Origin of the sequence: Flavobacterium endophyticum, from assembly GCF_003634455.1 — a bacterium.
GTDB classification, from domain to species: Bacteria; Bacteroidota; Bacteroidia; order Flavobacteriales; family Flavobacteriaceae; genus Flavobacterium; species Flavobacterium endophyticum.
The window spans coordinates 498,073-524,235 of the sequence record NZ_RBLC01000001.1 but is presented as its reverse complement, the minus strand read 5'-3'; the positions used below and the strand labels follow the sequence as shown (position 1 = coordinate 524,235).

Annotated in this window: 30 protein-coding genes; 9 read left to right on the top strand and 21 right to left on the bottom strand. The window is 40.0% G+C overall.

Annotation, left to right across the window (positions count from 1 at the left end; all coding sequences use genetic code 11):
* Positions 1-3: 3 nt before the first annotated feature.
* From CLV94_RS02650 to CLV94_RS02640, 3 genes are all read right to left on the bottom strand, one after another.
* Entirely contained in the window at positions 4-2,763 is a 2,760-nt protein-coding gene (locus tag CLV94_RS02650; protein WP_245982427.1) for a VWA domain-containing protein, read from the bottom strand.
* Between the two features lie 2 nt (positions 2,764-2,765).
* Positions 2,766-3,266, bottom strand: a complete 501-nt coding sequence (locus CLV94_RS02645) for an RNA polymerase sigma factor (RefSeq protein ID WP_121376211.1) — start codon at positions 3,264-3,266, stop codon at positions 2,766-2,768.
* Positions 3,267-3,424: 158 nt separating this feature from the next.
* On the bottom strand, positions 3,425-4,270 hold the full coding sequence (locus CLV94_RS02640; protein WP_121374902.1) for a DUF6929 family protein: 846 nt from the start codon (positions 4,268-4,270) through the stop codon (positions 3,425-3,427).
* Positions 4,271-4,399: 129 nt separating this feature from the next.
* Between CLV94_RS02640 and CLV94_RS02635 the strand changes: the two genes are divergently transcribed.
* On the top strand, positions 4,400-5,281 hold the full coding sequence (locus tag CLV94_RS02635) for a PPK2 family polyphosphate kinase (RefSeq protein ID WP_121374901.1): 882 nt from the start codon (positions 4,400-4,402) through the stop codon (positions 5,279-5,281).
* A 46-nt stretch (positions 5,282-5,327) separates the two neighbouring features.
* On the opposite strand, the gene CLV94_RS02630 is transcribed toward CLV94_RS02635, so the two are convergent.
* Positions 5,328-5,873, bottom strand: a complete 546-nt coding sequence (locus CLV94_RS02630) for a hypothetical protein (protein WP_121374900.1) — start codon at positions 5,871-5,873, stop codon at positions 5,328-5,330.
* A 223-nt stretch (positions 5,874-6,096) separates the two neighbouring features.
* Between CLV94_RS02630 and CLV94_RS02625 the strand changes: the two genes are divergently transcribed.
* The 3 genes from CLV94_RS02625 to CLV94_RS02615 all read left to right on the top strand — a co-directional run bounded on the left by CLV94_RS02625 (position 6,097) and on the right by CLV94_RS02615 (position 8,482).
* Entirely contained in the window at positions 6,097-7,488 is a 1,392-nt protein-coding gene (locus CLV94_RS02625; protein WP_121374899.1) for an MATE family efflux transporter, read from the top strand.
* Between the two features lie 20 nt (positions 7,489-7,508).
* A complete protein-coding gene (locus CLV94_RS02620; RefSeq protein WP_121374898.1) occupies positions 7,509-7,739 on the top strand; it encodes a hypothetical protein in 231 nt (76 codons plus the stop codon).
* Positions 7,740-7,927: 188 nt separating this feature from the next.
* Complete coding sequence (locus tag CLV94_RS02615; RefSeq protein ID WP_245982426.1) at positions 7,928-8,482, top strand: hypothetical protein; 555 nt, start codon at positions 7,928-7,930, stop codon at positions 8,480-8,482.
* Between the two features lie 55 nt (positions 8,483-8,537).
* On the opposite strand, the gene meaB is transcribed toward CLV94_RS02615, so the two are convergent.
* From meaB to CLV94_RS02600, 3 genes are all read right to left on the bottom strand, one after another.
* Entirely contained in the window at positions 8,538-9,638 is a 1,101-nt protein-coding gene (meaB, locus tag CLV94_RS02610; RefSeq protein WP_121374897.1) for a methylmalonyl Co-A mutase-associated GTPase MeaB, read from the bottom strand.
* 113 nt (positions 9,639-9,751) lie between these two features.
* Positions 9,752-10,399: an NAD(P)-dependent oxidoreductase gene (locus tag CLV94_RS02605; protein WP_121374896.1), complete on the bottom strand. Its 648-nt coding sequence runs from the start codon at positions 10,397-10,399 to the stop codon at positions 9,752-9,754.
* Positions 10,400-10,454: 55 nt separating this feature from the next.
* A complete protein-coding gene (locus CLV94_RS02600) occupies positions 10,455-10,862 on the bottom strand; it encodes an Rrf2 family transcriptional regulator (protein ID WP_121374895.1) in 408 nt (135 codons plus the stop codon).
* 138 nt (positions 10,863-11,000) lie between these two features.
* Between CLV94_RS02600 and CLV94_RS02595 the strand changes: the two genes are divergently transcribed.
* The 4 genes from CLV94_RS02595 to CLV94_RS02580 all read left to right on the top strand — a co-directional run bounded on the left by CLV94_RS02595 (position 11,001) and on the right by CLV94_RS02580 (position 15,476).
* Entirely contained in the window at positions 11,001-12,206 is a 1,206-nt protein-coding gene (locus CLV94_RS02595) for a multidrug effflux MFS transporter (RefSeq protein WP_121374894.1), read from the top strand.
* Positions 12,207-12,250: 44 nt separating this feature from the next.
* Positions 12,251-13,468 (top strand): MFS transporter, encoded by a 1,218-nt coding sequence (locus CLV94_RS02590; protein WP_121374893.1) that lies wholly within the window; start codon positions 12,251-12,253, stop codon positions 13,466-13,468.
* Between the two features lie 72 nt (positions 13,469-13,540).
* On the top strand, positions 13,541-13,972 hold the full coding sequence (locus tag CLV94_RS02585) for a DoxX family protein (RefSeq protein WP_121374892.1): 432 nt from the start codon (positions 13,541-13,543) through the stop codon (positions 13,970-13,972).
* Positions 13,973-14,063: 91 nt separating this feature from the next.
* Positions 14,064-15,476 carry an FAD-binding oxidoreductase gene (locus CLV94_RS02580; protein ID WP_121374891.1) on the top strand — a complete coding sequence of 471 codons (1,413 nt, stop codon included), beginning with the start codon at positions 14,064-14,066 and terminating at the stop codon, positions 15,474-15,476.
* Between the two features lie 32 nt (positions 15,477-15,508).
* Here the strand turns inward: CLV94_RS02580 and CLV94_RS02575 are convergent, their stop codons facing one another.
* The 12 genes from CLV94_RS02575 to CLV94_RS02515 all read right to left on the bottom strand — a co-directional run bounded on the left by CLV94_RS02575 (position 15,509) and on the right by CLV94_RS02515 (position 23,766).
* Positions 15,509-16,765 (bottom strand): cation:proton antiporter, encoded by a 1,257-nt coding sequence (locus tag CLV94_RS02575; protein ID WP_121374890.1) that lies wholly within the window; start codon positions 16,763-16,765, stop codon positions 15,509-15,511.
* Positions 16,766-17,020: 255 nt separating this feature from the next.
* The gene (locus tag CLV94_RS02565) at positions 17,021-17,629 is read right to left on the bottom strand and encodes a hypothetical protein (protein ID WP_121374888.1); all 609 of its coding nucleotides are present in this window, start codon (positions 17,627-17,629) and stop codon (positions 17,021-17,023) included.
* A gap of 82 nt (positions 17,630-17,711) precedes the next feature.
* Positions 17,712-18,311 (bottom strand): N-acetylmuramoyl-L-alanine amidase family protein, encoded by a 600-nt coding sequence (locus tag CLV94_RS02560; RefSeq protein ID WP_211331175.1) that lies wholly within the window; start codon positions 18,309-18,311, stop codon positions 17,712-17,714.
* Positions 18,312-18,390: 79 nt separating this feature from the next.
* Positions 18,391-18,843: a GNAT family N-acetyltransferase gene (locus CLV94_RS02555; RefSeq protein ID WP_121374886.1), complete on the bottom strand. Its 453-nt coding sequence runs from the start codon at positions 18,841-18,843 to the stop codon at positions 18,391-18,393.
* On the bottom strand, positions 18,840-19,295 hold the full coding sequence (locus tag CLV94_RS02550) for a GNAT family N-acetyltransferase (protein WP_121374885.1): 456 nt from the start codon (positions 19,293-19,295) through the stop codon (positions 18,840-18,842). Before CLV94_RS02550 ends, CLV94_RS02555 begins: the two co-directional genes overlap by 4 nt.
* A gap of 28 nt (positions 19,296-19,323) precedes the next feature.
* Entirely contained in the window at positions 19,324-19,815 is a 492-nt protein-coding gene (locus tag CLV94_RS02545; RefSeq protein ID WP_121374884.1) for a hypothetical protein, read from the bottom strand.
* Positions 19,816-20,245: 430 nt separating this feature from the next.
* A complete protein-coding gene (locus CLV94_RS02540) occupies positions 20,246-20,941 on the bottom strand; it encodes a hypothetical protein (protein WP_121374883.1) in 696 nt (231 codons plus the stop codon).
* A 500-nt stretch (positions 20,942-21,441) separates the two neighbouring features.
* Positions 21,442-21,984: a hypothetical protein gene (locus CLV94_RS02535; protein WP_121374882.1), complete on the bottom strand. Its 543-nt coding sequence runs from the start codon at positions 21,982-21,984 to the stop codon at positions 21,442-21,444.
* Positions 21,985-22,113: 129 nt separating this feature from the next.
* Positions 22,114-22,326 (bottom strand): hypothetical protein, encoded by a 213-nt coding sequence (locus CLV94_RS02530; RefSeq protein WP_121374881.1) that lies wholly within the window; start codon positions 22,324-22,326, stop codon positions 22,114-22,116.
* A 199-nt stretch (positions 22,327-22,525) separates the two neighbouring features.
* Positions 22,526-22,753, bottom strand: coding sequence for a hypothetical protein (locus CLV94_RS02525; protein ID WP_121374880.1), 228 nt, complete (start codon positions 22,751-22,753; stop codon positions 22,526-22,528).
* A 3-nt stretch (positions 22,754-22,756) separates the two neighbouring features.
* Complete coding sequence (locus tag CLV94_RS02520; RefSeq protein WP_121374879.1) at positions 22,757-23,215, bottom strand: hypothetical protein; 459 nt, start codon at positions 23,213-23,215, stop codon at positions 22,757-22,759.
* Positions 23,216-23,232: 17 nt separating this feature from the next.
* The gene (locus CLV94_RS02515) at positions 23,233-23,766 is read right to left on the bottom strand and encodes a hypothetical protein (protein ID WP_147406558.1); all 534 of its coding nucleotides are present in this window, start codon (positions 23,764-23,766) and stop codon (positions 23,233-23,235) included.
* A 283-nt stretch (positions 23,767-24,049) separates the two neighbouring features.
* Here CLV94_RS02515 and CLV94_RS02510 point away from each other — a divergent pair, with 283 nt between their 5' ends.
* On the top strand, positions 24,050-24,982 hold the full coding sequence (locus CLV94_RS02510) for a fibronectin type III domain-containing protein (RefSeq protein WP_121374877.1): 933 nt from the start codon (positions 24,050-24,052) through the stop codon (positions 24,980-24,982).
* Between the two features lie 99 nt (positions 24,983-25,081).
* Here the strand turns inward: CLV94_RS02510 and CLV94_RS02505 are convergent, their stop codons facing one another.
* Together CLV94_RS02505 and CLV94_RS02500 are read right to left on the bottom strand one after the other, a co-directional pair.
* Positions 25,082-25,876 (bottom strand): DUF3667 domain-containing protein, encoded by a 795-nt coding sequence (locus tag CLV94_RS02505; protein ID WP_121374876.1) that lies wholly within the window; start codon positions 25,874-25,876, stop codon positions 25,082-25,084.
* A 25-nt stretch (positions 25,877-25,901) separates the two neighbouring features.
* Positions 25,902-26,150, bottom strand: a complete 249-nt coding sequence (locus CLV94_RS02500; RefSeq protein ID WP_121374875.1) for a hypothetical protein — start codon at positions 26,148-26,150, stop codon at positions 25,902-25,904.
* Between the last annotated feature and the right edge of the window lie 13 nt (positions 26,151-26,163).

Sequence of the window (26,163 nt, the reverse complement as noted above, 5' to 3'; positions counted from 1 at the left end):
TTTTTATTTTACGCTTTCTACCAATCGAACAAATTCAGCTTTATAACCATCCTCGTCATTAGACAATCCTTCTTTTGCTAGTTTTTTGATGTCTTCAGATGATTTGTTCGGAATTAGTTTTGAATCTCTCAGTTTTAATCCGAACCACGCTACTGCGGCAGAAAATTTGAAATCATCAGACGCAGCGTTTAAAGGAACCGACTGGTTTTCGATTATACTTGTCATCTCAATGCTTTTGTCGCCATCAGGTTTTTTATATCGGAATTTTATGGTTGCCAATTCTTCATTATAAACAGTTCCGTTTTCTTGCACTTTCGTGTATTTCAAATCAGGTGTTTTGTTGAGAAACTCACTTTCGACTCCTGTCGGAATAATTTCATACAAAGCCGTAACCGTATGGCCACTTCCTAATTCGCCAGCATCAATAGCATCATTTGTAAAATCTTCCGGACGCAATTTTCTGTTTTCATAGCCGATCAATCGATATGACTGGACATGTTTTGGATTGAATTCAATTTGGATTTTCACGTCTTTGGCAATCGCAAACATAGAGCCTTTGAATTCTTTGCCTAAAAAGCGATTTGCTTCCTGTATATTATCGATATACACATAATTTCCATTTCCTTTATCGGCAAGAATTTGCATTTTGCTGTCTTTATAATTGCCCATGCCATAGCCAAGACAAGTCAAGAAAACGCCCGATTTTCTTTTTTCTTCTATCAACGTTTCCATGTCGGTATTCGATGAGCTTCCTACGTTAAAATCACCATCAGTTGCCAATATCACACGATTGTTTCCTTTTTTGATAAAGTTTTCTTGCGCTGTCTTGTACGCCAATTCAATTCCAGCTCCGCCGGCCGTGCTGCCTCCAGCATCTAGTTTTTCTAGAGCATCTATAATTGTTTTTTTATTGTCTCCAGAGGTTGGCGGCAAGACCATTCCTGCAGCTCCGGCGTATACGACGATGGAAACCTTATCTTCTTTTCTCAGCTCATTGACTAAAATTTTCATGGATTGTTTCAGTAAGGGCAATTTATTGGAATCGCTCATCGAGCCAGAAACATCGATCAAAAAGACAAGATTAGAAGCAGGCAATTTTTCTGTCGGAATTATTTTTCCCTGCAATCCAATTTTTACTAGCTTGTGTTTTGGATTCCATGGCGCATCGCTGTATTCTGTATTGATAGAAAACGGATGATCTCCTTTCGGCTGTGGATAGTTGTATTTAAAGAAATTGACCATTTCTTCTACTCGAACAGCATCTTTCGGAACCGTTTGACCGTTGTTTATGAATCGGCGAACATTCGTATATGAAGCATTATCCACATCAATCGAAAAAGTAGAAAGCGGTTCGTTCTTTGGGCTTTCAAAAGGATTTTCGATAAAAGGATCGTAGTCTTCTTGGGAAGTTTCCACTTTCGGCTGGACATCCATTCTGTAAGTTTCGGTATTTTTCTTTCTTTTCAGTTCTCTGAGTTTTTTTCTAATTTCTCTTTTGGAAAGGTTTTTAGTTGTCCCTTTTTTAGTTTTAACTACAATCACGCCGTTTGAGCCTCTATTTCCATATATTGAAGTTGCTGTAGCATCTTTTAAAACATTGATTTCCTCGATTTCATTTTGGTTGATCGTCTTAAAAGTTTTTTCATCAACAGGAAGTCCATCTACTATATAAAGAGGTTTAGCTTGTTCTTTAATTGATCCAGTTCCTCTCAAAACAATTGATTGGTCACCACTGTATTCTTTTTTTGCTTCAGTAATGTTTAGTCCAGAAACTTTTCCTTGCAAAGATTGAATAACAGAATTGCTATTAATATCTCCATCTCTATAATTCTGTTTCTTTGCTCTAATGTCTTGACCTACATAGCCTATAGAATTTGATATCTTTTCTTTTTTAGATTTGCGTTTGGATTGGATGGATTCCTTATCAATTATTGCTACAGAAGCCATAGATGATTGGTTCTTCGTAGTTTGGTACGCTGTCACCACTACTTCCTCAAGCGTATTAGAGTCATCTTGTAAAGCGATATCCAGTTTTGCATTATTGTCAACTGAAGCAACTGAAGATTTCATGCCAATATAACTAAATTCCAATTTTTCTCCAGTTTCTACAGCAATAGTATATTTTCCGTCGAAATCTGTTTGAGTTGCGCGAGATGTTCCTTTTACGGCCACAACCGCGCCAGGCAAAGGCAAATTTTGATTGTCAACAACAGTCCCGGTAACTGTCCTTTCTTTGGTGATTGGATTTATTTTTACCTCTGCAGCAATGATTTTTGCATCTTTGATTGCCAAATCTTTAGCCTCAATTTGGATTAATTCTACTTCTTCTTTAGCATAATCATCGTTCGTTTTATCGGTAACAGCAACAGCACTCTCTGCCTGTACCGTTACTGGCTTACTTTTTATGATTGTAGCTTTTTTACTTTTAGATTCTTCGGGTTCTTTAGCAGTTTCCGTTTTTTGAACGACAGCTTCTTTTTCAGACTCAGAAATTGTCGGCGTATTTTCCTCAATTACAACCGGGTTTTTAGGAGTCTCTATGCTGTCATCTGTTTTCAGAAATTGATATCCTAAAGAAAAGAACAATAAGAGTGATGCCGCAATCCCGATTTTCTTCCAGATTGCAATTGTTTTTTTGTCTTCTTTTTTATCTAGTTTTTCTTCTACGCGAGCCCAGACTTTTTCCATAGCTGGGAAGTCTTTCGCTTCTGCCTTTTTCGAGGCATCTTTGAATTGTTCGAATATTTTATCTTGATTTTCCATCGCTACTTTGCTTTTTGATAATACAAATTATTAACCAATTCTTTCAGTTTGGTCTTTGAGATATTCAGTTGTGATTTAGATGTTCCTTCTGAAATATCAAGCATCTTGGCAATTTCTTTGTGAGAATAGCCCTCAATAGCAAAAAGGTTGAAAATGGTTCGGCATCCTTCGGGAATAAAATTCAGCAGGTTCAGCAGATCTTCTTCCTCTAGATCGGTCACGTGATTTGTAATCGGCTGTGAAATGATTTTCACGTCATCAAGATACATGTTGAAGTTGACGTTTTTCTTGAGTGACAGTAAGCATTGATTGACCGCAATCTTTCTGGCCCAGGCTTCAAAAGCCCGGACTTCTTTCAATTGTTCGATTTTCGTAAAAATAGTATAGAAAGCATCGGCCAGCGCTTCTTCTATTTCTTCCTCTTTCTTTAGGTATCGCTTGCAAGTTCGATACAGCTTTGGAGCCAAAAGCTCATACACCTGACGCTGTGCGTCTCGTTGCATCTTTCTGCAGGCTGTAATTAGTTTTTCGTCTATCACAATGAATGTCTTTCCTATATAGAGAGAGAAAAGGATAAAAAGGTTGGAAAGCGATGTGAAAATTTATGATTTTAGATTTATGCCAAAGCAGAAATCCTAAATCTAAAATCCAAAATCATAAATTATTTATCAAGCGTAAGCTTGTAAATGTCTGACTTTAAGTCGTCGTTGTCTTTGTCTTCGCAAAGAAGAAATTCAATGGTCTTGTTGTTTTCTTTGTAAACCGTAAGTCCTTCGAATTTATGCGTAGCTGTAATCTTTTCGGTAAAATCGATTTTCATCTTTTCGATATCCAGCCTTCCGATGAAGGTTCCGAGAACGGTACCGTCGTCATAAGTAGATTTAGTATCTTCAACAGTTGCCAGAAAATAAATCTTTCCATCCACTCGCACGGCGTCTGTAAAAGAACTTTGGATTCCTTTTATTTTAGGAAGTTTGTAAGAGTTATACAAAACAGAGAAATCATCAATCAAGTTATTTCCACCGATAGTGAAAATTCCGTTTTTGCCCGACTTGCCATTGCCGCGGTTGAAAAGAAACCAATTTTCTCCATTATAAACAGCGCCTTCGATATTGAAATCTTCAGGTTTTGTATTCCCGAAATTCTGCATCACCAAATAAAGGTCGGTGACATCCGTTTCCTTTATTTTTTGTTTTTGGTTTGTGTCAAAATGAACCATTTTATTTCGGTTTTCGGTAGAACCGGAGCCAAAAATATAACAGTCTTCACCGAAATTGGCAATAGCTTCAAAGTCGGGCTTTTTTGCTTTTGGAATGTTTTCTGTTGGCGCCCCCGATGCTGTTTCTAGAATCGTATGCGATTCCAGATTTTTGCTTTCGATATTGTATTCATAAAGGACACTACTATTGTCGGAAATTATAAAAAGAGAATTGTCTTTAAAAACCAATCCTGAGGCAGAGCCAATGCCGATAATCTGAAATAATAATTCGAGCTGAAATTTTTGCATAGTTTCTGTTTTAGGTTCCTGATGGAATAATTCGGGCGAAAGGGATTCGTTTTCCTGAAAAAAATAAATATAATTTTTAGAACGTAATTTCTGAGATAAATATATACATTTATGTAAAATAATATTCTTATGAAAACGATAAATACGGATGATTTTAAAATTACGAGCCCTAAAAAGCTTTCAGATTTGCCGACATTAGTTGATTTGAAGGCTACCAAACAGGAATTAAAAGAAGCCCTAAATGAAACCCGTGAAGCTTTAAGCGACTTGCAAGATAAGATGTATGCTCATAACCGCTATGGCGTGCTGATTTGCCTGCAAGGTATGGATACTTCGGGGAAAGACAGCCTTATACGTGAGGTTTTCAAAGAGTTTAATGCTAGGGGAGTTGTAGTTCATAGTTTTAAAACGCCAAATTCAACCGAACTGGAGCATGATTATCTGTGGAGGCATTATCTAGCACTACCCGAAAAAGGAAAATTTTCAGTTTTCAACAGGACACATTATGAAAATGTATTAGTCACAAGAGTACACCCAGAATATATCTTGAACGAAAGCTTGCCAGGAATAGAGGAAGTAAAGGACATTCCCAAAGATTTCTGGAAGAAACGCATGGAACAGATTGTTAATTTCGAAAAGCATATAGTCGAAAACGGTGTGATAGTCTTGAAGTTTTTTCTACATCTAAGTAAAGAAGAGCAAAGGCAGCGACTTTTGAGACGCCTTGAAAAAGAAAAACACAACTGGAAATTCTCGCCTGGCGATCTAAAAGAAAGAAGCTTTTGGAAAGAGTACCAACACCATTATGAAGAAGCGATTAACACGACGTCTAAAGAAAAAGCGCCATGGTATGTGATTCCAGCCGATGACAAAAATGCCTGCCGTTTTCTTTTGGCAAAGGCAATTTTGGATGTGCTTTCGCAATATAAAGACATAAAATTTCCTGAGTTGGAGGAGAAAGTACAGGAAAATATATCATTTTACAAGAAGGAACTGAGCAATGAGAAATAAAAAAATGCCTTGATAATTCAAGGCATTTTCTTTTATATTTTTCAGATTAGAGTCTAAATCCGTAAGCCAGACGTAAAGCAAGCTGTCCGACTCCTTCGCCATTTTCTCTCGGAAAATCGTTGTAATATTCGTAGCGGATGCTGGCATCAAAATATTTATTGGCATATCCAATTCCTGGCGCTAATAACAAACTCGTGTCGTTATAGTCATTGGTGACAGGAATAGCAGCTCCAAGCTCGCCAAGCACATAAAAACGATCTTCCCATACAAAAGCCTTAAAACCAGCCTTTGCCGGAATGAATCCTAAATCAGGAATATCATCGCCCACAAATAGATTAGTGAACCCAGTAGTGAACGTAATCGAATACCTTTGGTTTAAGTCATACTGGATACGCGCATCGGCTCCTAGCGCAAAATCATAAGGATCGTCAAATATAAAACCTCCGTTTATTCCAAACCCTAAACGAAACCCTTGGTCATAATTTTCGGTTGCGCCAATAGCGGAGGTGGTTTCTTGTGCTGACATGCTCGATGTCATTAAAACCGTCATGCAAACTGCAAATAAGCCTGTAATTGATTTCAAATTTTTCATAGATTAGGATTTTAAAAGTTAGTACTATAAAATTAACAATAATAAAGCCACTCTTCCAAATGTTAATTTTTAAAGTATTGTTAAAAGGTTAGTAGCATGATAAGGCTTTGAAAGCAAGTGATTTGCTTTATGTTTCAATTTTTGCTTAAAATATTTAAATATCTTTAAAAGTGTGGAATTGTAGGATATGATGCTATCTTTGCCCCACATTTTTCTACATATCGTGAGCTTACATCAATACACCAAAGAGTTTTCTTATAATTTAAAATTAGCGTATCCTATCATACTAGGAATGCTAGGGCATACATTAATCGGAATTGTCGACAATATTATGGTCGGCAAACTGGGTGCTACCGAATTGGCAGCTGTTTCATTAGGAAATAGTTTTATCTATGTCGCTATTTCGCTCGGGATTGGCTTCTCCACAGCCATAACTCCAATCATTGCTCAGGCCGATGCGGAAAAAGATACTCAGAAAATCAGGTGGGCTTTCCATCATGGACTCTTTTTATGCGGGATATTGGGCCTCACCTTGTTTGGTGTTATCGTATTGGCCAAACCGCTGATGTATTATATGGGACAGCCCGAAGAGGTAATCGTCTTGGCCAAGCCTTATATTGATTGGGTCGCTTTTTCTTTGATTCCGCTAGTTGTGTATCAGGGATATAAGCAATTTGCCGATGGACTTTCGATGACAAAATATTCCATGTATGCAATTATCATGGCCAATGTAGTGCACGTGATCTTAAATTATTTTCTGATCTACGGAATTTGGATTTTCCCAAAAATGGGCATTATAGGTGCTGCTTTAGGAACGGTAATTTCAAGGTTCATGATGCTTGCTTTTATGCACCTGATCTTATCCAGAAATAAAAAACTGACTGCTTATTTTCAGAATTTCAGTTTCCAAGATATCAAAAAGACGATGCTCAATAAGATTGTAAGCTTGGGACTGCCATCGGCTTTGCAGATGTTTTTCGAAGTTGCACTTTTTACATCGGCAATCTGGCTTTCTGGTTCTTTGGGAAAAAACAGCCAAGCGGCCAACCAGATCGCCTTGAGTTTAGCATCGGCTACTTTTATGTTTGCCATGGGTTTGAGCGTTACCGCCATGATACGCGTAAGCAACCAAAAAGGACTTAAAGATTATAAGAAGCTTGTGGTGGTTGCCCGATCTATTTTTCTTTTAGCCATTATTATTGAGATTATTTTTGCGATCTGCTTCGTGCTTTTCCACCAATATCTGCCGCACCTGTTCCTTAATATGGAGAAGAATGCACTGGTTATAGATAATGAAGAAGTAATCGCGATAGCGGCACAATTACTGCTTGTAGCTGCCGTTTTTCAAATTTCGGACGGAATACAAGTCGTTGTGTTAGGAGCTTTAAGAGGCCTTCAAGATGTAAAGATACCCATGTACATTACGTTTGCCGCCTATTGGGTGGTCGGCTTTCCAGTTTCGTATTATTTAGGAAAACATACAGAGCTCAAAGCTACCGGAATCTGGATCGGCCTTTTAGCTGGATTGACAGTTGCCGCAGTATTTTTGTATATTCGCTTTAATTATTTGACAAAAAAATCAATAAAAGAGGCAGCTCCAGCAGTTGCAATCTAAAATCATAAATCTAAAATAAAATGGAACTACCAAAATTTTTACTAGGTGACAATACCGATTTTCCAGACGATATTTTTATCATTCACATGGATTATCCAAGATTTATAATCAATCTAAAAGATGACGAGGTCGAGTTTCTCGAAGAAGCAGAAGATCTTGATGAAGGCGAATTGAATCAAGTTATGGAAAGCTTGATTGCTGAAGCCAATGAGTTTTACGATAGGGAAATGGAGCGTTACGAGAAAGAATAAGAATTCTGGCGTAAGCACTAAATCCAAATACACAAAGGTTGCAAGACGGTTAATTATACTGTTTTGCAACTTTTTTTTTGAAAATGTAAAATTAAAGGGTAACAAAAAAATAATTTAATTGATATACGCTAAAAGTCGGCGTAACCCGAAAAGCCAATCCAAGAGTAGGGACAATTAAATTACAAATTATGGAGAATTTTCAAAACATGGATTTAAAAAAATCCGAACAAAAAACAAACAGATTTGTATTGTTGATGGGGGTAAAAACGATAGTGGTAACACTATTATTAACAGCTTTTATGGTGAGCTGTAGCAAGGATGATCAGCAGGAAACTGAAAATACGCCTGATACAGCAGCCAGAATTTACTACGAATATATTGTTGTGCGAGCTTGGGGAGCTCATAACGTAGATTGTAGTCAGCCAGGCGGATTTTGCCATGAAATTTGGAGAATTACTTGGCGTAATTTTACTATGCCATTACCAAATGGTGATACTCCAGTAGGAGTACAAAATGTTAACGGATTATTTGTTATGAAGATTTACAAAAGCGCTCTGACTGAAGAACATGCTAGTATACTGTTAAGGAATGGTGAATACTATGACATTCCTAAAGGACAAACCATCCCTCAGGAAGTAGCGAGGTCTTTAGGTTTTAGATCAGATAGGTTACGTGAAGGAAAATATAGGATTAAGGAAAGCGGTGAATTCTATACCATTGCAATACCGGTAGCCGAAAACTAAATTATTTTTTACCCCAAACAAAGAAAGCCGTTTCAATTTATTTTGAAGCGGTTTTTTACTTAAGATTTTTACTGTTTTGATAGATTTGTAATAGATTTTGAGCAGCAGCAAACGGAGAGACTTCGCTATTTTGTACCGCTTTTTTATTTTCTTCTAATAGATTTTTTATTTGAGGATGCTCAAAGAAATTGAGCTTGAGCTGTTCGTTGATTGTTTCCAGAAGCCAATGCTGGTTCTGGTTTTTTCTTCTTTCGTAAAAATAATCGTTGCCTTTCGTAAGCTCAAGATAGTCTGAAATCATAGTCCAAACGTCGGAAATTCCGTCATGCGTAATAGCGCTACAGGTCGTGACTTTAGGCTGCCAGCCTGAACTCTTTGCAGGAAATAAATGCAAGGCACGATTAAATTCAGTTTTAGCCATATTAGCTTTCTTGATATTATCGCCGTCAGCTTTATTGATGACGATAGCATCCGCCATTTCCATAATGCCTCTTTTGATACCTTGCAATTCATCTCCAGCTCCTGATATTTTCAAAAGCAAGAAAAAATCAACCATGCTATGAACTGCAGTCTCGCTTTGTCCGACTCCGACCGTTTCGATGATAATCGTATCAAATCCACAAGCTTCGCACAAGATAATGGTTTCGCGGGTTTTTCTGGCAACGCCTCCAAGCGTTTCTCCCGAAGCCGACGGTCGGATATAAGCCTTTTCATCTTTGACCAATTCTTCCATACGGGTCTTGTCGCCCAAGATACTGCCATGAGAGATGGTACTGCTCGGATCGACGGCCAATACGGCTACTTGTTTGCCTGATGAAGTCAAGAATTTTCCAAAAGCTTCTATAAAAGTACTTTTTCCGACACCGGGAACTCCGGTAATGCCAATCCTTACAGAATTATTCGCATACGGAAGGCAGGCTTGGATAATCTCATTGGCTTTTTCCAGATGTTTTGGATTCGTACTTTCCACCAAAGTAATAGCTCGACTCAAAGCCGTTTTATCACCTTTCAAAATTCCTGAAATCAGTTCTTGGGCTGAAGGCTGTCGCTTTCGCGATTGTATAATCTGGGCAACAGAAGCCTTGCCGATACTTTCGGGCTGGTTGATTCCTTCTTTTTCCTGTAAGGCTGATTTATGTGGGCTTGATTTGGACACAGTAGCGGTTTTGAGAAGTAAAAGTAAGGAAAACAAAAACAGTTTCAAAAAGGCGATGCTTAAAGAAACTGTTTTTTGGGAATTATGAATTATGAATTTTTGCCTTAAGCAAATTAATAAGCAGCTGTGAAGCGAACTTGGTGGTGTTTTGGGTTTTCAACTTCATCAGCGATGACAACAGCAAGATCTTCTGCCGAAAGGATGCTTCTTTGGTTAGTGTCAAAAACGGGATTGTCTAATCCAAGGCGATAGTTACCTGTTCGTCCGGTCGTGATGCCTTGGTGCATTTCAAATGCAGGGCTAAAAAAAGCCCAATCCAATTCTTTTTCTTCTTTTATCAAGTTGAGATAATCTCTTGCGGCTGTAGCTCCGGCATGATATTCTTTTGGGAAATCGGGCGTATCCACTGCTTGAAGTCCCGGCGCTACAAATAGGCTTCCCGCTCCTCCAATAGTGATAAATCTTTTAACGCCTGAAAGCTTGACCGCTTCTTGGATTGCTTTGGAACCCGCAATAAAATCATCATAAATGTTCGGATTGGTCCAGCCAGGATTATAAGCGTTGACAACAGCATCATGACCTTTTAAAATCGTAGCCAATTCTTTTGTGTTAAAAATGTCAGCCGAAATAGATTTCAAGTTTTCTTTCCCTGAATCTTTTGCATTTCTAGAAATTGCTGTCACCTCGTGGTCGCGATTTACCAATTCGTTTGTAATATTTGAGCCAACAAATCCTGTAGCTCCGATAATTGCGATTTTCATAAATATATAAATTTAAAAGTAATAAAAAATGTTACAGTTTTAAGTAAAAAAATAGCTAGAACTTGTTAGAGAATTCTGTAAGGGAAATGCCTCTCAGTTCTTTGCTGATTTTGTCATTGATGTCGATGTATAATTCGTCCAGCTTTTTATTGATGTTTTTTCCGACCGGACAATCTGGATTTGGATCGTTTTTAGAATAGCCCAAGGTCACTCTTTCAAAAGTAAGCTTGAAAATATCATCTAAGCTGATGTTTTCTGCCGGTCTCAACAATTTTGTACCACCGTTTTTTCCTTCTTTACTTTCTACAATATGATGCTTTTTCAGGTTGGCGATCTCTTTGCGAATCAATACCGGATGCAGGTTCATGCTTCCTGCTAAAAAATCAGACGATAAAAATTCATCCGGAAATTTAGAAAGGAGTGTCAAGATATGAAGTGTTATTGCAAACTTGCCTGAAATCATACTGTAATAAAATACATTACAAATGTATGGCGGTATGGATTGCAAAAAAAATATTTTGGCTTTTTTTTATGATAATGCAGTTGCCAATTAATTGTAGGTAATGCCGTAAATTTGCACTTCAATTATTCCTCCTACTTAATGACCACAAGACAAAAATACTCCATACTTTTTATACTCGGAGGATTATCAGCTTTAGCACCATTCAGCATCGACATGTACCTGCCTGCTTTCCCTGCCATAGCAAAAGGACTGGATACTGACATTTCTCAAGTTGCGCTTTCGCTGACAAGCTATTTCGTCGGAATCAGTATCGGACAGCTTTTTTACGGTCCGATAACCGATAAGTTTGGCAGAAAGAAACCGCTTGTTTTTGGTCTTACGATTTTTCTTTTGGCTTCTATCGGTTGTGCTTTGTCACCAACAATCAATTGGCTGATTGCCATGCGTGTTGTTTTAGCATTAGGCGGGTGTGTAGGAATGGTCGTAAGCAGGGCAGTAGTTCGTGACTTATTTCCAGTTTCCGAAATCGCAAAAATATTTTCAATCCTGATGCTGATTGTAGGTGTGGCACCCATCTTGGCACCGACTATCGGCGGCTGGGTACTGACTGTTTCGACCTGGAGAACCATCTTCTATTTCTTGACAGCTTTTAGCTTGATATTAATCTTAGCTGTAATCTTTTACCTGCCAGAAAGCAAAAATCCCGATCGCGCCAAATCGCTTAGAGCGGGCGATATCTTAAAGGATTATAGAGACGTACTGCAAGAAAAAACCTTTTTGTTTTACGCTTTTGGCAGCAGTATTGCCATGGCGGGCATGTTTGCTTATATCAGCGGATCGCCTTTTGTGTTCATGAAATTCCATGATTTTACCGAAGCACAGTACGGCTGGGTTTTTGGTACAAATGCCATGGGATTCATCATCGGCAGTCAGCTCAATAGGGTGTTACTAAATAAGTTTACTTCCCTGCAAGTTATCACGATCTCAAGTCTTACTTTATTGACGGTTTCAATACTTTTAATGATACTACTAGGCCTAGACCTTTTGACCCCGGCACTACTGATTGCGATGATTTTTACCTTTTTGTTTTCACTCGGGCTGCTGGTTCCAAACTGCACCGCTTTGGCTCTGGCACCGTTTACATACAACGCAGGAAGCGCTTCAGCATTGATAGGATTTATTCAAATGATTACAGGCGCGGGAGTTTCTGCTTTGGTGAGCGTCTTGCATGATGGCACTAGGTTTCCGATGGCCTTCGGAATGTTTTTCTGCGGCACGATGTGCTTTTTTATCATCATGGTGCTGAACGTGAAAGTCAAGAAATGGAGGACAGAACTTGCTTAAAGGGAAGCGGGTCTGATTAGTTGATTTAATTATTTTAAAAAATCATGAATACAACAAAACTAGATTTTGAAGCTCAAGAAAAAAGAGACCTTACTCAAAAAACAGTCTATCCGATTCTTTTTTCAATAGCCTTTGCGCATTTGTTAAACGACATGCTGCAGGCCGTCATACCCTCTGTCTACCCAATCTTAAAAGACAGCTATAGCCTGACGTTTACGCAAATCGGACTGATTACTTTTGCCTACCAAATGGCGGCTTCTATCTTGCAGCCCTTTGTCGGCTTTTATACCGATAAGAAACCACAGCCGTATTCGCAGATATACGGTATGCTTTTTACCTTGTCGGGCATTATCCTGCTATCGTATGCCGCTAATTTTTATATCATCATTCTATCGGTAATCTTGGTCGGAATCGGTTCGTCTATCTTTCATCCCGAAGCCTCAAGGATTTCTTTCTTGGCCTCCGGCGGCAAGCGCGGATTGGCCCAATCGGTATTTCAATTAGGAGGAAATGCAGGAACGGCAATCGGACCCTTATTGGTCGCTTTGATTGTAGTGCCGAATTCGCAAAAATACATCCTGTCTTTTGTAATCGTTGCCGTCATCGCTTTGTTTGTTTTGGGCAGCATCGCTCGCTGGTATGACAATCATCTTACGCTAAGATCCAAAAAGAAAGTAGAAGTCGTCTTGCCGGACCTGTCGCAAAAAAGGATTGTCATTTCAGTAATCATCTTATTGGTGCTGATCTTCTCGAAGTTTTTCTATATGGCAAGCATGTCTAGCTATTTTACGTTCTATCTGATTGAAAAGTTCAATCTTTCCGTTCAAGACGCACAATTCCACCTATTCTTGTTTCTGGCTTCTTGTGCTTTAGGAACATTGCTGGGCGGTCCTTTGGGCGATAAATTCGGAAGAAAATACGTCATCTGGTTCTCGGTTCTCGGAGCGGCGCCTTTTGCCTTGTTCCTGCCGTATGCCGACTTGTTCTGGACTGGAATTTTGTCTGTAGTTATCGGTATTATCATTTCTTCGGCTTTCCCGGCCATCTTAGTATATGCGCAAGAGCTGTTGCCTAAAAAACTCGGAATGGTTTCTGGGCTTTTCTACGGCTTTGCTTTCGGTATGGGAGGCCTTGGCTCGGCTTTGCTAGGCTATACGGCAGATCATATTGGCATCGAAGCAGTATACAAGATATGCGCCTATCTGCCATTGATCGGAATCATTGCCTTGTTCCTTCCAAATCTCAAGAAGAAGAAAATTTAGTTCCGGCTGCCATTTTTATCTTGTTAATTTTTGTAAATTTATAGGGTGTAGAACCCATAAATTACAGCTATTATGATGAAAATTTTTAGTACCGCACAGAACAAGAATCTTTCCAACATCATGCTTTTTATTGTGAGGGCTACGGTCAGCAGTTTTATGCTGGTTCATGGCGTGGAAAAATTCGATACGCTTTATGCCGGCGCGCCTTTTGAGTTTCCCGATCCTTTGGGAGTAGGAACCACGGCATCCTTATCGCTGGCCGTTTTTGCAGAAGTTTTATGTTCGGGTCTGCTTTTTGTAGGATTCGCGACACGATTGGTTACCATTCCGCTCATCATCACCATGTTTTTTGCAGTCTTCGTGATTCATGGAGCTGACGGATTTGACAACCAAGAATTAGGAGGACTCTACCTCTTGATTTATGTGCTCTTGTTGGTCACAGGTAGCGGCAAATATTCTGTCGACCATTTCATCTATAAAAATACAAGGCCCGCAAAACCTTGATTTATTTAAAACAAAACCTTTTCTGGCGTAATGCCGCAATCAAATAAATAGTATTTTTGAAAATCATTTATTGATTTTTGAAACTGCTATCATGAAGACCGAACTGCTTTCTAAAGAAATGATCAGCCAGCTGCAAGAAATTGTAGGCGAGTCCTTTCTTTTTCTAGATGAAGAAACCCGAAATAATTATGGGCACGACGAAACGGAAGATTATGTTTTTCCGCCCAGCGTAGTCTTAAAGCCTGCTTCTGCCGAAGAAATTGCGGCGATACTAAAGCTGGCCAATCAGCATGCTATTCCCGTAACGCCTATCGGAGGAAAGACTGGCCTGAGCGGCGGTGCCCTGAGCATCTACCAAGGTATAGGGCTTTCGATGGAACGTTTTAATAAAATCCTTCATATCGACGAACAGAATCTTCAGGTTATTGTTGAGCCTGGTGTGGTAACCCAGACGCTGCAGGAAGCCGTTCTTGAAAAAGGATTATTTTATCCGCCAGACCCGAGCAGTCGCGGCAGCTGTTTTATTGGCGGCAATGTGGCTGAAAATGCAGGAGGGGCAAGAGCCGTAAAATATGGCGTGACCAAAGATTATGTACTGAATCTGGAAGTCGTTCTGCCGACAGGCGAAATTATCTGGACCGGAGCCAATACGCTGAAAAATTCTACAGGTTATAATCTGACGCAGTTGATGGTAGGTAGCGAAGGCACTTTGGGAATCATTACCAAAATCGTCATGAAGCTGCTACCAAAGAATTCTCATAATATACTGATGCTTGTTCCTTTCTTTAATTCGGGACAGGCTTGCGAAGCGGTTGCCCAAATCTTTAAGGCAGGCATAACACCAAGTGCCTTAGAATTTATGGAACGCGATGCGATCGACTGGACACTGCGTTTTGTGGATGGTGTCAGCCTGAATATAAAAGACGAAGTACAGGCGCACCTGCTAATTGAGGTTGACGGCAATTATCCCGACGTATTGTTTTCTGAGGCTGAAAAAATCACAGAAGTGTTGGAGCAGTTTGCTATCGATGAAATTCTTTTTGCCGATTCTGAAGACCAGAAAAATGCGTTGTGGAAGCTGAGAAGAGCGGTAGGCGAAGCTGTCAAGTCGAATTCAATCTATAAAGAAGAAGACACGGTCGTGCCGCGCTACGAACTGCCGAAACTGCTTGAAGGCATCAAGAGTATAGGAAACAAATACGGTTTTAAATCGGTGTGCTACGGACATGCGGGCGACGGAAACCTTCACGTAAATATCGTCAAAGGCACCATGTCTGACGAAGACTGGAAGACCGAAATACCAAAAGGCATCCGAGAGATTTTTGAATTGACGGTTTCGCTAAAAGGCACCTTGTCTGGCGAACACGGTATCGGTTATGTACAGAAAAATTATATGGACATTGCTTTTTCGCCTGTACAATTACAGCTGATGAAAGGCATAAAGACTATTTTTGACCCTAACGGCATCTTAAATCCGGGCAAAGTATTGCCGGATTCATTATAAAAATAAGGAGCTTCCAACGAAGCTCCTTTTTTTTATAGTGTGGCCGACTTGGCTTTTGGCAGCAGCTTGTTGGCCAGCTTGCCGATGGTGAGTCCTTGTACGATGATCGAAAATACGACTACGAAATAGGTAATCGCCAAAATAATCTTTTTGTGCGGGCCTTCTTCAATCGAAAGGGCCAAGGCAATAGAAACGCCGCCGCGCAATCCTCCCCAGACTAATATTTTTATGGTAGACGACTCAAATTTCTTTTTAAAAGGAATAATCTTGGTCGGAATCCAAAGCGATACGAAACGGCAAAACAGCACGATAAAGATACAGATAAGCCCGATAGACCAAAAACTCAAGATGTTCGGGATAAGCAATAGTTCAAAGCCGATAAAAAGGAAAAGGATGGCGTTGAGAATCTCGTCAATCAATTCCCAAAACTTGTTCAGATAATCTTTTGTAGTGGCCGACATGGCTGTCTTTTTTCCGTAGTTTCCGATAATGATTCCCGCAGCCACCATCGTCAGCGGACCTGAAATGTGCATGGCTTGGGCAATCAGATAACCGCCCATTACGACAGACAGCGTAATCAATACTGATACTTTATAATCGTCTACTTTTCGCATGGCTTTGCTAGACTGTACGCCCAGAACAGTTCCGAGCAAGAATCCGCCCAAGGCTTCGCGTATGAGCAGCCAAGAAACGTGCGGCAGCGAAAAGTCGCTCGCCGGGTCTTGTGCCAGCTTGAGGATTACGGCAAAAATTACGACCGCTACACCGTCATTAAACAGCGATTCTCCGGCAATTTTTGTTTCTAATGATTTCGGTACTTTGGCATCTTTTAGGATGCTCAGTACCGCAATCGGGTCGGTAGGCGAAATTAGGGCTCCAAACAGCAAGCAATAGATAAATGGCAGGTTGATATGGAGCAGGTCGGTAGCAAAGTCAAGAATAAGCCCGATAGCAAACGTAGAGATCAGTACGCTGATGGTAGAAAAGACCATGATAGGGCCTCGCTGCTCGCGCAGGTCTTTAAGGTTAACGTGGATGGCGCCGGCAAAAAGCAGAAAGTTTAGCATGGCGCCCATCAATACTTCCGTAAAATCAAACTCGGCAATGAGTTTGGAGAAATTCATGAATGTTTTTGGAAAAATAGTACCGGTCACTACCAGCAATATCGAGCTGATCATGGCAATAATCATGATTCCGATGGTGGCCGGAAGCTTGAGAAACCGAATGTTGAGGTAGGCAAAAAAAGAGGCCAGTACGATAAGTACCGAGAACGAGTAGTATAATTCCATAGTTGATTATATTGATGATTTTGGCATTCTTACAAATATAAAAAACGAGGGTTAAAACGGGCAGGGATTGGTTCTTTTTTAGAAAATTTTGGCAAAAAAAATCCCCAACGAATTGGGGATGGCTAACTAATCTCTTTTTGGATTGTTTTTCTTTTCTCTTTTTTCCTCTTTTTTTTCCTTAGCGGTCTTTAGAGGTTCTTTTTTTACGTTTTTCTTTGCGTCTTGACTCTTTGCCATAATTTTTAGTTTTAGAGGTTAATTTTTTTGTATCACAGCTTCTCCTGTTGCAGGCCCAAGCCCCAGCTCGGTTTTTATTTTTTCATTAAAGATCATCGGAAAGATTTGGTCGCTATACGTCAGGTACTTCCATTCTTTGTTTGTTGTTTCGTCGGCAACGGCAATTAGTTTTGATCTTGCCTTAATGTCCATCGTTTTGTTTGGCGCATCATAAACAACATCTTGCGTATTCATGGTAGCCTTGAACGAATCGATGTAGGATTGTATTTCTTCTGCTGGAATAGGCTCGTCCCAAATGATCTTAAATGCAGTGTCGTGGTTGATTACAGAAAACGACTGGTTGCCGATTTTCTTGATGTCGCCAAAAACAAAATTCGGAGCTACGGGCATCAGCTTGACTTTAAAACCTTCATTTTCCTCAAATGTCTTCTTCAAGGTAGTGAGCATGGTTTCTTTAGGAACGATGTCAAATAGTTTCGGATAGATCATCTCCATCATCATGGTATAGTCGAGCTTGACGGTAATATCGTAATACTTTTGCGCATTTGCCTTTAGCGAGGCTGCATCTTGAGAGAATCCTTGAAAGGAGACGAACAGCACTGCGACGATATAAAGTAGCTTTTTCATGTTTTTTTATTTCAAATATAAATTAAAAATCCTCTGGCGGCAGGCTGGCAAGAGGATTTTATGTTTTATTTATAATTTTTGCTTATCGGTTCAGATAGCCTACAATCTTTTCTGCAATTTCTTTCTGTCCGCTGTCACTGGTAAGATAACCTCGATCTTCTGCATTAGACAAAAAGCCTAATTCTAAGGTTATGGCGGCAGTCTTGGCCTTTTTTAATACGGCAAACGGTGCGTTCTTTACGCCCCTGCTTTTCAGCTTGTCGGTAGACAATAGTGCGACCAATTCTTCTGCTTTGGCTTTAGAATCTTCAAACTTTTCGTTAGCGTCGCATACAAAAGCTTCAATGCCGCTGGCTGTTTCGTTTTTGCTTTGGTTTACATGTAACGAAAGTACCAGATCGGGCTGCAGCTGGTTGATCTTGTCAATCCTATCCTGTAGTGAGCTAAACTCGTCATTGTCGCGGGTCAGCACGATTTCGATCTCGCTGTTTCGGTTTAGGGAGGCAATCTTTTTGGCAATTTTAGAGACGATTTCTTTTTCGGAGTGGAAACCGTAGGTAGAGCCGATGTCGTGCCCGCCATGTCCGGCATCAATCACGATTAATTTTTTACTGCCAGGAGTCGTAAAAGACATTGTAAAGGCGAGCAGGGCGATTCCTAAAATTCTAAAGGTGTTTTTCATCATTTTAAGTTTAGGGTTGTAGTCTAAAACGATGAATGTATGAAAATATTTGCCAAAACGGAAATAATCGTCGAAAAAGTCATGCCGTGTCTTTGCGTTTTCTCCAATCGGCGGCTGTCATCTCAAATTTGATTTCGCCTTTTCCGTGCAAGCCAATTTCTTTCCAGCCGCGTTTTCTATAAAAAGTTTCGGCGCGGGTATTGGGGGAGGTACCGAGCCAGACCTTTTGGCTTGTCTGCGAGAAATACCAGTCGAGCATATCGTCGTGCAATTTTTTTCCGATGCCTTGCTGTTCGTAATCCGGATGCAGGAACAGCGCCCAGATGTTATTATCCTGCAGGTCGGCAATGGCAAAGCCTACGATAGCTCCGTCGATTTCGCACACCCAACCTTTTCCTCTCGAAAAGAGAAATTCTTCGCAGTCTTGGTCGGTGACGAGGGCAGGATCGGACAAGGTATTTTCTTTGACCGAATTCCTGACTTTTTGTATTTGTGGGATGTCTTCTAGCTTTGCTTCTCTAAATTGTTTCATATCGTATTTTTTATCAAGTTCATGTGCAGGATAGGATAAGGCTTGCCGAATCCGTCTGTTTCTGAGATCTTATAGGTCTGGAAACCGAAGCGTTCATAAAAGCCTACGGCCTGCGCATTGTCTTGGTTTACGTCTACTTTGGTAATCTTGAGTTCCTGCAGGGCATACAGCAACAGCGTCTTGCCGATGCCTTTTCCGCGGGTGTCGGCATGCACAAAAAGCATTTCGAGGTTTCCGTCTGCGGTGCCTATAAAACCGAGTATCAGTCCATTTTCATCCTTAAGGCTTTTTAGGGCCACAGCGTTCAAGAACTGCGGCATCAGGTTCTTATAAAATTCAAAATCTTCTTCTTTCAAAAAATGGTGCGTGGCCTTAACGGCCGATTCCCAGACTTGTACGAGCCTGTCGTATTCCTGCTCTGTGACGTTTTGTAGCGTATAACTTAGGGGCATTTTGTTTGTTCTTTTTTGAGCCGGACTTCTAAAATTTCAGAATTTCGTCGGCCCTGTTGCATCGAATGTTGAGCGCTTCGCACAGTTCTTTAATGCGGGGCACGTCTTCGGCATATACAAGCATCATCTGGATGTTGTCGCCATAGCTGTCGCCGATCTCGATAAGTTCCAGCTCGGGATATTCTTTTTTGATCTCGGCCGTGACCCACTGGATATAGTCGGCCGCATTGAGCTTTTTTTCATACGGATAGGACGGAAGGTCGCCTTCCAGCTCATCGACAATCAGCTCATGAATCTCGTCGATCTTGTCGCCGATAATCATAAATTCGCCAACTTCGTTAGAAACCGCATACTGCACAATGCCTTCGGGATCGGCTTCCAGCAGCCACTCGGCCTCGTTATCATCGAGATACTGCTTTGGGTTGTCGACTGCCAATTGCAGAGACGTCCACATATCGTCTTCGTTTTCGAGTTCAAAATCGGCCAAAAGCAGGCCGATGAGTTCTTTTATTTTTTCCATTGGTATGTTATCATGTTTGAGGGTTTGTCCAGAAATTAATTCTGAATAAGCATTTCTAATACTTCACCAAATATAAAGAATCCTCGCTTGCAGATTGCTATTCGGTATTCTTTTTAGATAGGCCCGCCTAATGGTCAAGCCCAAAAAAGTATGTCATGGCTTGCATTGAATTGGTCTAAATGTACTTGCTTTTTATAAAGCAATCTGTAAAGTCATAAAAAAAACCACTAGAGAAGTGGTTTTTATTGAATTGAGATTTAATAAAGCCTGCTTTTATTTTTCTTTATCTGATTTGATTCTATAGATAAGATAAGCTGTGCCCACGATACCTATTGCTAGATAGAATGGACCCGCATTAGGTGATTTATTGAGACTAAATGCCACAGAGCACATAAATATAAATAGTACTATTCTGGTAAAATGGTTCATCTTATTTTTCCCAAACGGTTACAAAACAACCTCCGGCACATCCGAGTACGGCTGCGGCTACATAGGCCGCCCCCGCTGCAGCGCATGGAGTGCATACAGCCAATAGTCCAAAATGCCAAATAGTAATGTCGTCTTGGATTGCGCCAATACATCTTTTATAGCAGGCTGAAGAAAAGCGGACTTTGTTGGCTACATAGATCGGACTTTCTATTTCATGAATTTGAATTTCAGGCTTTGTAACGGCATAATCTACAAGTCCGCCATCATAAATTAGGGTATTGTCAAAGTATTTATTTTCTATAATTACCATCGATCGGGCCTGGTCAGCTTCTTTATATTTTATAACAAAAACGTCAAATTGTTCTAATTCATTCTCGGCAGAAAATGATACGCGCGTGGTTTCTTCTACAGATTGGATTCTCTTGTTCATTTTTGACAGATAATATCGAAAATGAACTGGCCTTTGATTGTCGATCTGGGTTATTGTTGATTTGATATTTATGCCTTTTAAATGCTTGTGTTTTTCAAATACTGCATTAGTTTCTTTTAATAGGTCTTCTTCTTCGCTTGTACGGCTTAACACTTGGTTTTGGGGTGATACTTCTGTTGTAAGGCTTTCGTCTGCAGAGCAGGATGCAATTGCAATTGAAACACAATAAACAAGCATGAATTTTTGGAAAAGATTGAATCTTAGCATAATGTTATTTGTTTAAATTAATAGTGCAGCAAATGTTTCATTTATCCTCTTAATTTCATAGCGAGAAGTAATAAGTGGTCGAATATCGGCGTAAGTGGTCGGTTTTAGCCGATAAGTGTTTTTTAGGGTTGTCAAAACTCCAGCTATCTAAACGGCAAAGCACACCTACACACCACCCCAGGCCTACCTTGCCCAACCTCAAGGTCTACCTACATAAAAGGCTAGGCCAACCTAGGTGTAGGGCTAGGTGCTCTTACCTATACCCCTAGGCATAGCTTGCCTATGAGCTAGGCCGACTTAGATGGCAGGCAAGGTATACTTAGATGCTGGGCAAGGCATGCCTACCTAGCCCCAAGCTATACCTAGCCCAATAGTAAGGTCTGCTTAGGGGATGGGCTAAATGCTTCTCCGTTTTTCTTAGGCAGACATAAAAAAAACCTGCCGCAGCATTTGCTACGACAGGCAACCTTAAAATTAAATATGGGAAAGATAACAAGGTATTATTCTATAGGAGGCGAATCTAGCGGTGGCTCTCCATCTTTTGTAGGTTTCTTTTCTTCTTTTGTGGGTTCGGGATTTTCTGGTTCTTGCGGAGTCCTGTTGCCAAAACGGGCGTTCCAGTCGTCAACTTCTCTCATGGCCAGATCAATAGAAGCATCGTGGTTTCGGGCAATCTTGAGATTGGCATGGTAGCGGTCTGCAAAGGTCATAATGTCGGTAGCAGTGCCCAGGCTAATTTCTTGTATGACTTCTAGTGCCTGCAGCAGCGCCAAGCGATTGGCTTCGAGCCTGTCATAATAGTCTAGGTGCGTTACGAGATCATCGGGAGCATCAGAACGGCTCAGGGCATCTGGAAACTGGTTGGCGATTCTTGAAATTAGGCGTACATAGCCTTCGCGGTCTTCGGCCATAGAACGGCCTGCTTTTTCGCTGTCTGTCATGTAGACTCTAAAGCCTGACAATGGAACCAAGGCAGCATTGATTGCCGTAGTGAAGTTGTGGGTTACTTCTTGTGGCGGAATTGTAGAAATAAACTTTCTCATTATTAATCATTTTAAATTACTACTCTATTGTGGCGTTTAGGGGTAAAAATCAATTCAATTTTACGAACTTATTTTGTAACATGCAAGCCTTGTAATGTTAAAAATGATTGCTTCTTGTGAAATTTTATCTTAGCAATTGCCCGAAGACAACTGCTGTTCTTGCGCTTCTTGCAGATAGGCCAAGAGAAAATAAAAGTCTTCGATAATGGTCTGGAAATTATCGGGCAGTACTAGATCTTTTTGGTTGAGGTAATTAAACAGCACATAGTGCAGGCTTTTTTGCAGGCTGTGTGGTGTGGTGAATTCGAAGAGTGTGGCGTGGGTTGGGTCTTGTGTTTTCATGTGTAAATATTTGAAAACAAAGGTGAGAGATTATTTTGAGAATGTTGTCATATAGAAAGTTGACACAGAGTGTTTTAGTAAAAAAAGTGGTCAAAATATAGTTAAACTTAGAACTCAAAAGGGTTGGAGACAGTCTGACCTTGCTCGTGCATAAGATCTCTATTTTACTATTGAGGTTCTCTACTTTAATAAGAGTAGCTTAATTAAAAAACAATCTTTTGATGATATCAAAAACTAGTATAGCTATGCCAACACTGCTAATAATATACGTTTTCCACGGATTTATTTTTGTTGCAAAATCTATTTCTAGCCCTTTTTCTTCAAGTTTTTTAATTTTCTTAGTTCTTAGATATGTTGCTAGCCAAATCATCAGAATACAAAATGCTATAAGGGCAAGTGAAGGAAATAAGTTGTAGATTGTTTCCATATATTACTGCTTATATATGTGTTTTACAATAAAATTTGCCAAAGCTTTGCCTTCAAAAGTACCATCATGGTTTATCTCGAAAAAAAATCCATCGGTCTTATTTTGATTTAGGGTGATGAGAATAGCTTTTTTATCAATTGTTTCTAAGTTAATGTCAACCCAATAATCTGGGCGTATGTTGTCAATATATTTTGCATGCGAAGCATTGATGATAGTGCAAAATTCGGCAATCTCTTTTTTGTTGAGGTTGATAGCATGCTCATCGTAAAAATCAATTTCTTTATTGCCCCAATACCATCTGCCAGCTTCGCTATAGGCTTTAGTGATTCTCGTAGCGGGTACTTCTGCTTTTATAGAACTATTGAATGATGCTTTTTTATAATAGAAGTTATAAAATAGCACTAGAAGAAAAAGTGTGTTGGCTACTATGATGATTATGATAGTGGGCTTTTTTAATTTCATGGTTTGTGCGCTGTTTTTTAATCTTCAATTGGAGTCCATTTGTTATTTTTAAATTCAAAAGTGCTTATTGGTCCACTCATGCAAGAAAATGCCCACTTATAATCTATGACGGCTCTCTTAAAGTGGCGGTCAAAAATAGGCTTTTGGAGCGATAGTATACCGTTTGGACAAATCTTAATAATAGAATCATTTTTATAGTTAAAGTCTTCTAGGCTAATGATTTTGACGCCGTTTTTCTTGAGCGTTTGCGGATCTAGTTTAAATTCTCGAGACCAATTGGCCAGACTGTCCAATTCTGCATTGTTGCGCAGCTTTAGCTTTTCTATGACGATATTTTCAATTTTTGGAGAAAGGCTTTCAGCATAAGCCATCGCGATTAAAGATTTTTTAGGGATTGGCAACAAGCACGAGCAATTTGAGTCTTCGATAACTTTGGCCATTAATTCATTGGCTTTTTTATTGTAAAGTGCTGTCGGGTCTGTAGTGCTGCCAGAACAGCCAGCCAACATGAGCCAGCCAAGGAGGAGAAATAGGGGAACTGGTTTAGGCATGGTTTCGGTTGGTTTGCTGTTGTTAATATTAGGGACGTATTTTTATATAGCCTAAGAGAGCTTATACTGATAACTATAAAAACGGTGCCAACCAACACTAACAGCCAACCGGCACAGCCTGCTATCAAAGATAATAATTCTTCAATATAAATAGTAAAAGTCTTGCTATATAAGCAATGCGGCAGTGGTTTTAATAAAGTTTTATAAAAATTTTTGCCAGAATTAAAATGTTGCTATCTTGCCGCGCCAAATATTTTAGCAAACTAACTCATAAAATTAAAGAATGAACACAAAAATCAAGACCCTCGCTTCTCTTTTTATTTTTGTCCTCTTCATGGGATGTTCTGGCGGCGATGACGGCGGATCGAACTGCGGCAAGGTAGAATCGGTTTCTTTTTATACCTCACCTGTCAGCGCTACACTCAGCTTTATGCCAGGCAGCAATGCCAACTCTTTTAGGATAGAGTATGGCGCGACCGGCTTTACGCCAGGATCCGGAACGGTTGTGGTGACTTCTAACTCGCAACAAGAAATTACGGGCCTAACGCCTTCTACAACTTATGATTTTTATATCACGGGCATCTGCAGCGCTACCGAAAACAGCGCTCCTTATAAGCTTTCGAGCGTGACGACCCAAGTGAGCCAGTGCGTGGGTACCACCACGGTGCAGATAGGACAGTTTTATCCAGATGCAGTCGATCTTCAATTTGCTTTTACGGGCGGGTCTGCAGATCACTTTGAGGTAGAATATGGCCTTGCGGGATTTGTTTTAGGAACCGGAACTCGTGAGACTACTTCTTTTGGAAGTTCTTCAAAAACAATTTCGGGTATCCAAGCTTCTACGGCTTATGATTTTTATGTGCGTTCGTATTGTTCTTCGGGCGAAACGACTGCTTTTGTCAAATATACGTATACTACGATGGGCTCTTGCCCAAAACCGGTTAACTTAAACAGCTGGAATATTTCTGGCGCTTGCAATGCAGGAATGGGAGAGACAAGGGCTTTTTCATGGAGCTATCTGGGGGGCAATCCTCAGAGCTATACGATTTCTATCGTTCAAGAGGCTACTGATAATCCAGCAAATGGAAATACTTTTGAAACTTCTAACACTTCTATTTCTATTTCGAACATGTACTGCTTATGGAATGCTTTTTATGTAAGAGCCAACTGTACAGGTTCTGACAGAAGCGAATGGGCTGGTCCTTATTACTTTTAAGAAAGTATAGGAAATTCTAAATATAGCGCGGGCTTCCATTGGAAGCCCGCGTTTGTTATAAATAGCCGATAGCGATATTGTGTATCTAAAACAATTGTATTACTTAGGCTGCATCTGTTGGAACATTGCAGGATTGGTTATAATCATATAAATAGCTACAGCGAATATAAGCCCTATGTACAATATAATACCTACTGCCATAAGCAGGAGCACCTTTATAATGACGTCGCTTATGCTTTTTTGGGAATAGAATTGCTTATAAAACCATGTCATGATAATCGGATAGATGATGAATGTAGAGCCTATTACTACAAGCATGAACGTATCGGGACTGTCTTTTAAAAAATACATTATGGGCGACAAGAGGACTATCGAGATAATAGTATATAAAATCTGAATATAGGTATTCATGATTATATGCTCGTAATAATTCTGGCCCCATTTGCGGAACACTAAGACCGTGACAATTGAAACTATCGGAATCAATAACAGCATTAGGGCAGAACTGTAGCTAGACATTACGGATGTTAGGTCATTCATCCATGAGACAGCTATTTTTTGCTCTGTATGCGCTGCAAAGTACCGCTCCATTACAGAATTCATATCGATAATCTTAAAGGATATGAAGGCTGAAATACCGCTCAATACAAAGGCCATCAAAAGGGGTTTGTAATGGTTGACCCTGTTGCCGTCGATAAAATCTCTTGCGGTCTTTCCCGGAGCCTTAATGATATTTTTTAACGAATAAAAAAAGCCTTTGTTGGTATGGATGACCATGTACTGTACCTCGTCGGTCAGGTATTTTCGGTCAATCCTTTTGTATTTTTTCTGTCCGCAGTAGGTGCAAAAATTTTCAGTTATAAGATGGTTGCAGTTAAGGCAAGTGTTTTCCATTTTGTAAAAGTTTGGCAGGAGGTTGTTAGTTAGAGTTTCGCGATTTGATTTCGGTATTCAGCTGTCCCAATCGGATAAAGCTTGGCAGCAATGTCAGCATACAGCCCGGAATAACCGCAAAAAGCGCAAAGTTTTGGTTCTTTATAATCAGAAATAAGAGTCCGCCGCAGGCTAGGAGCATTACAATGCCAAACCCAATCACGACTCCTTTTAATTTGTTTTTTTCTTTATGGAGTTCTTCGAGAGTTAATTCGGATAATTTATTTGTTTTCATAATGCTGTTGGTA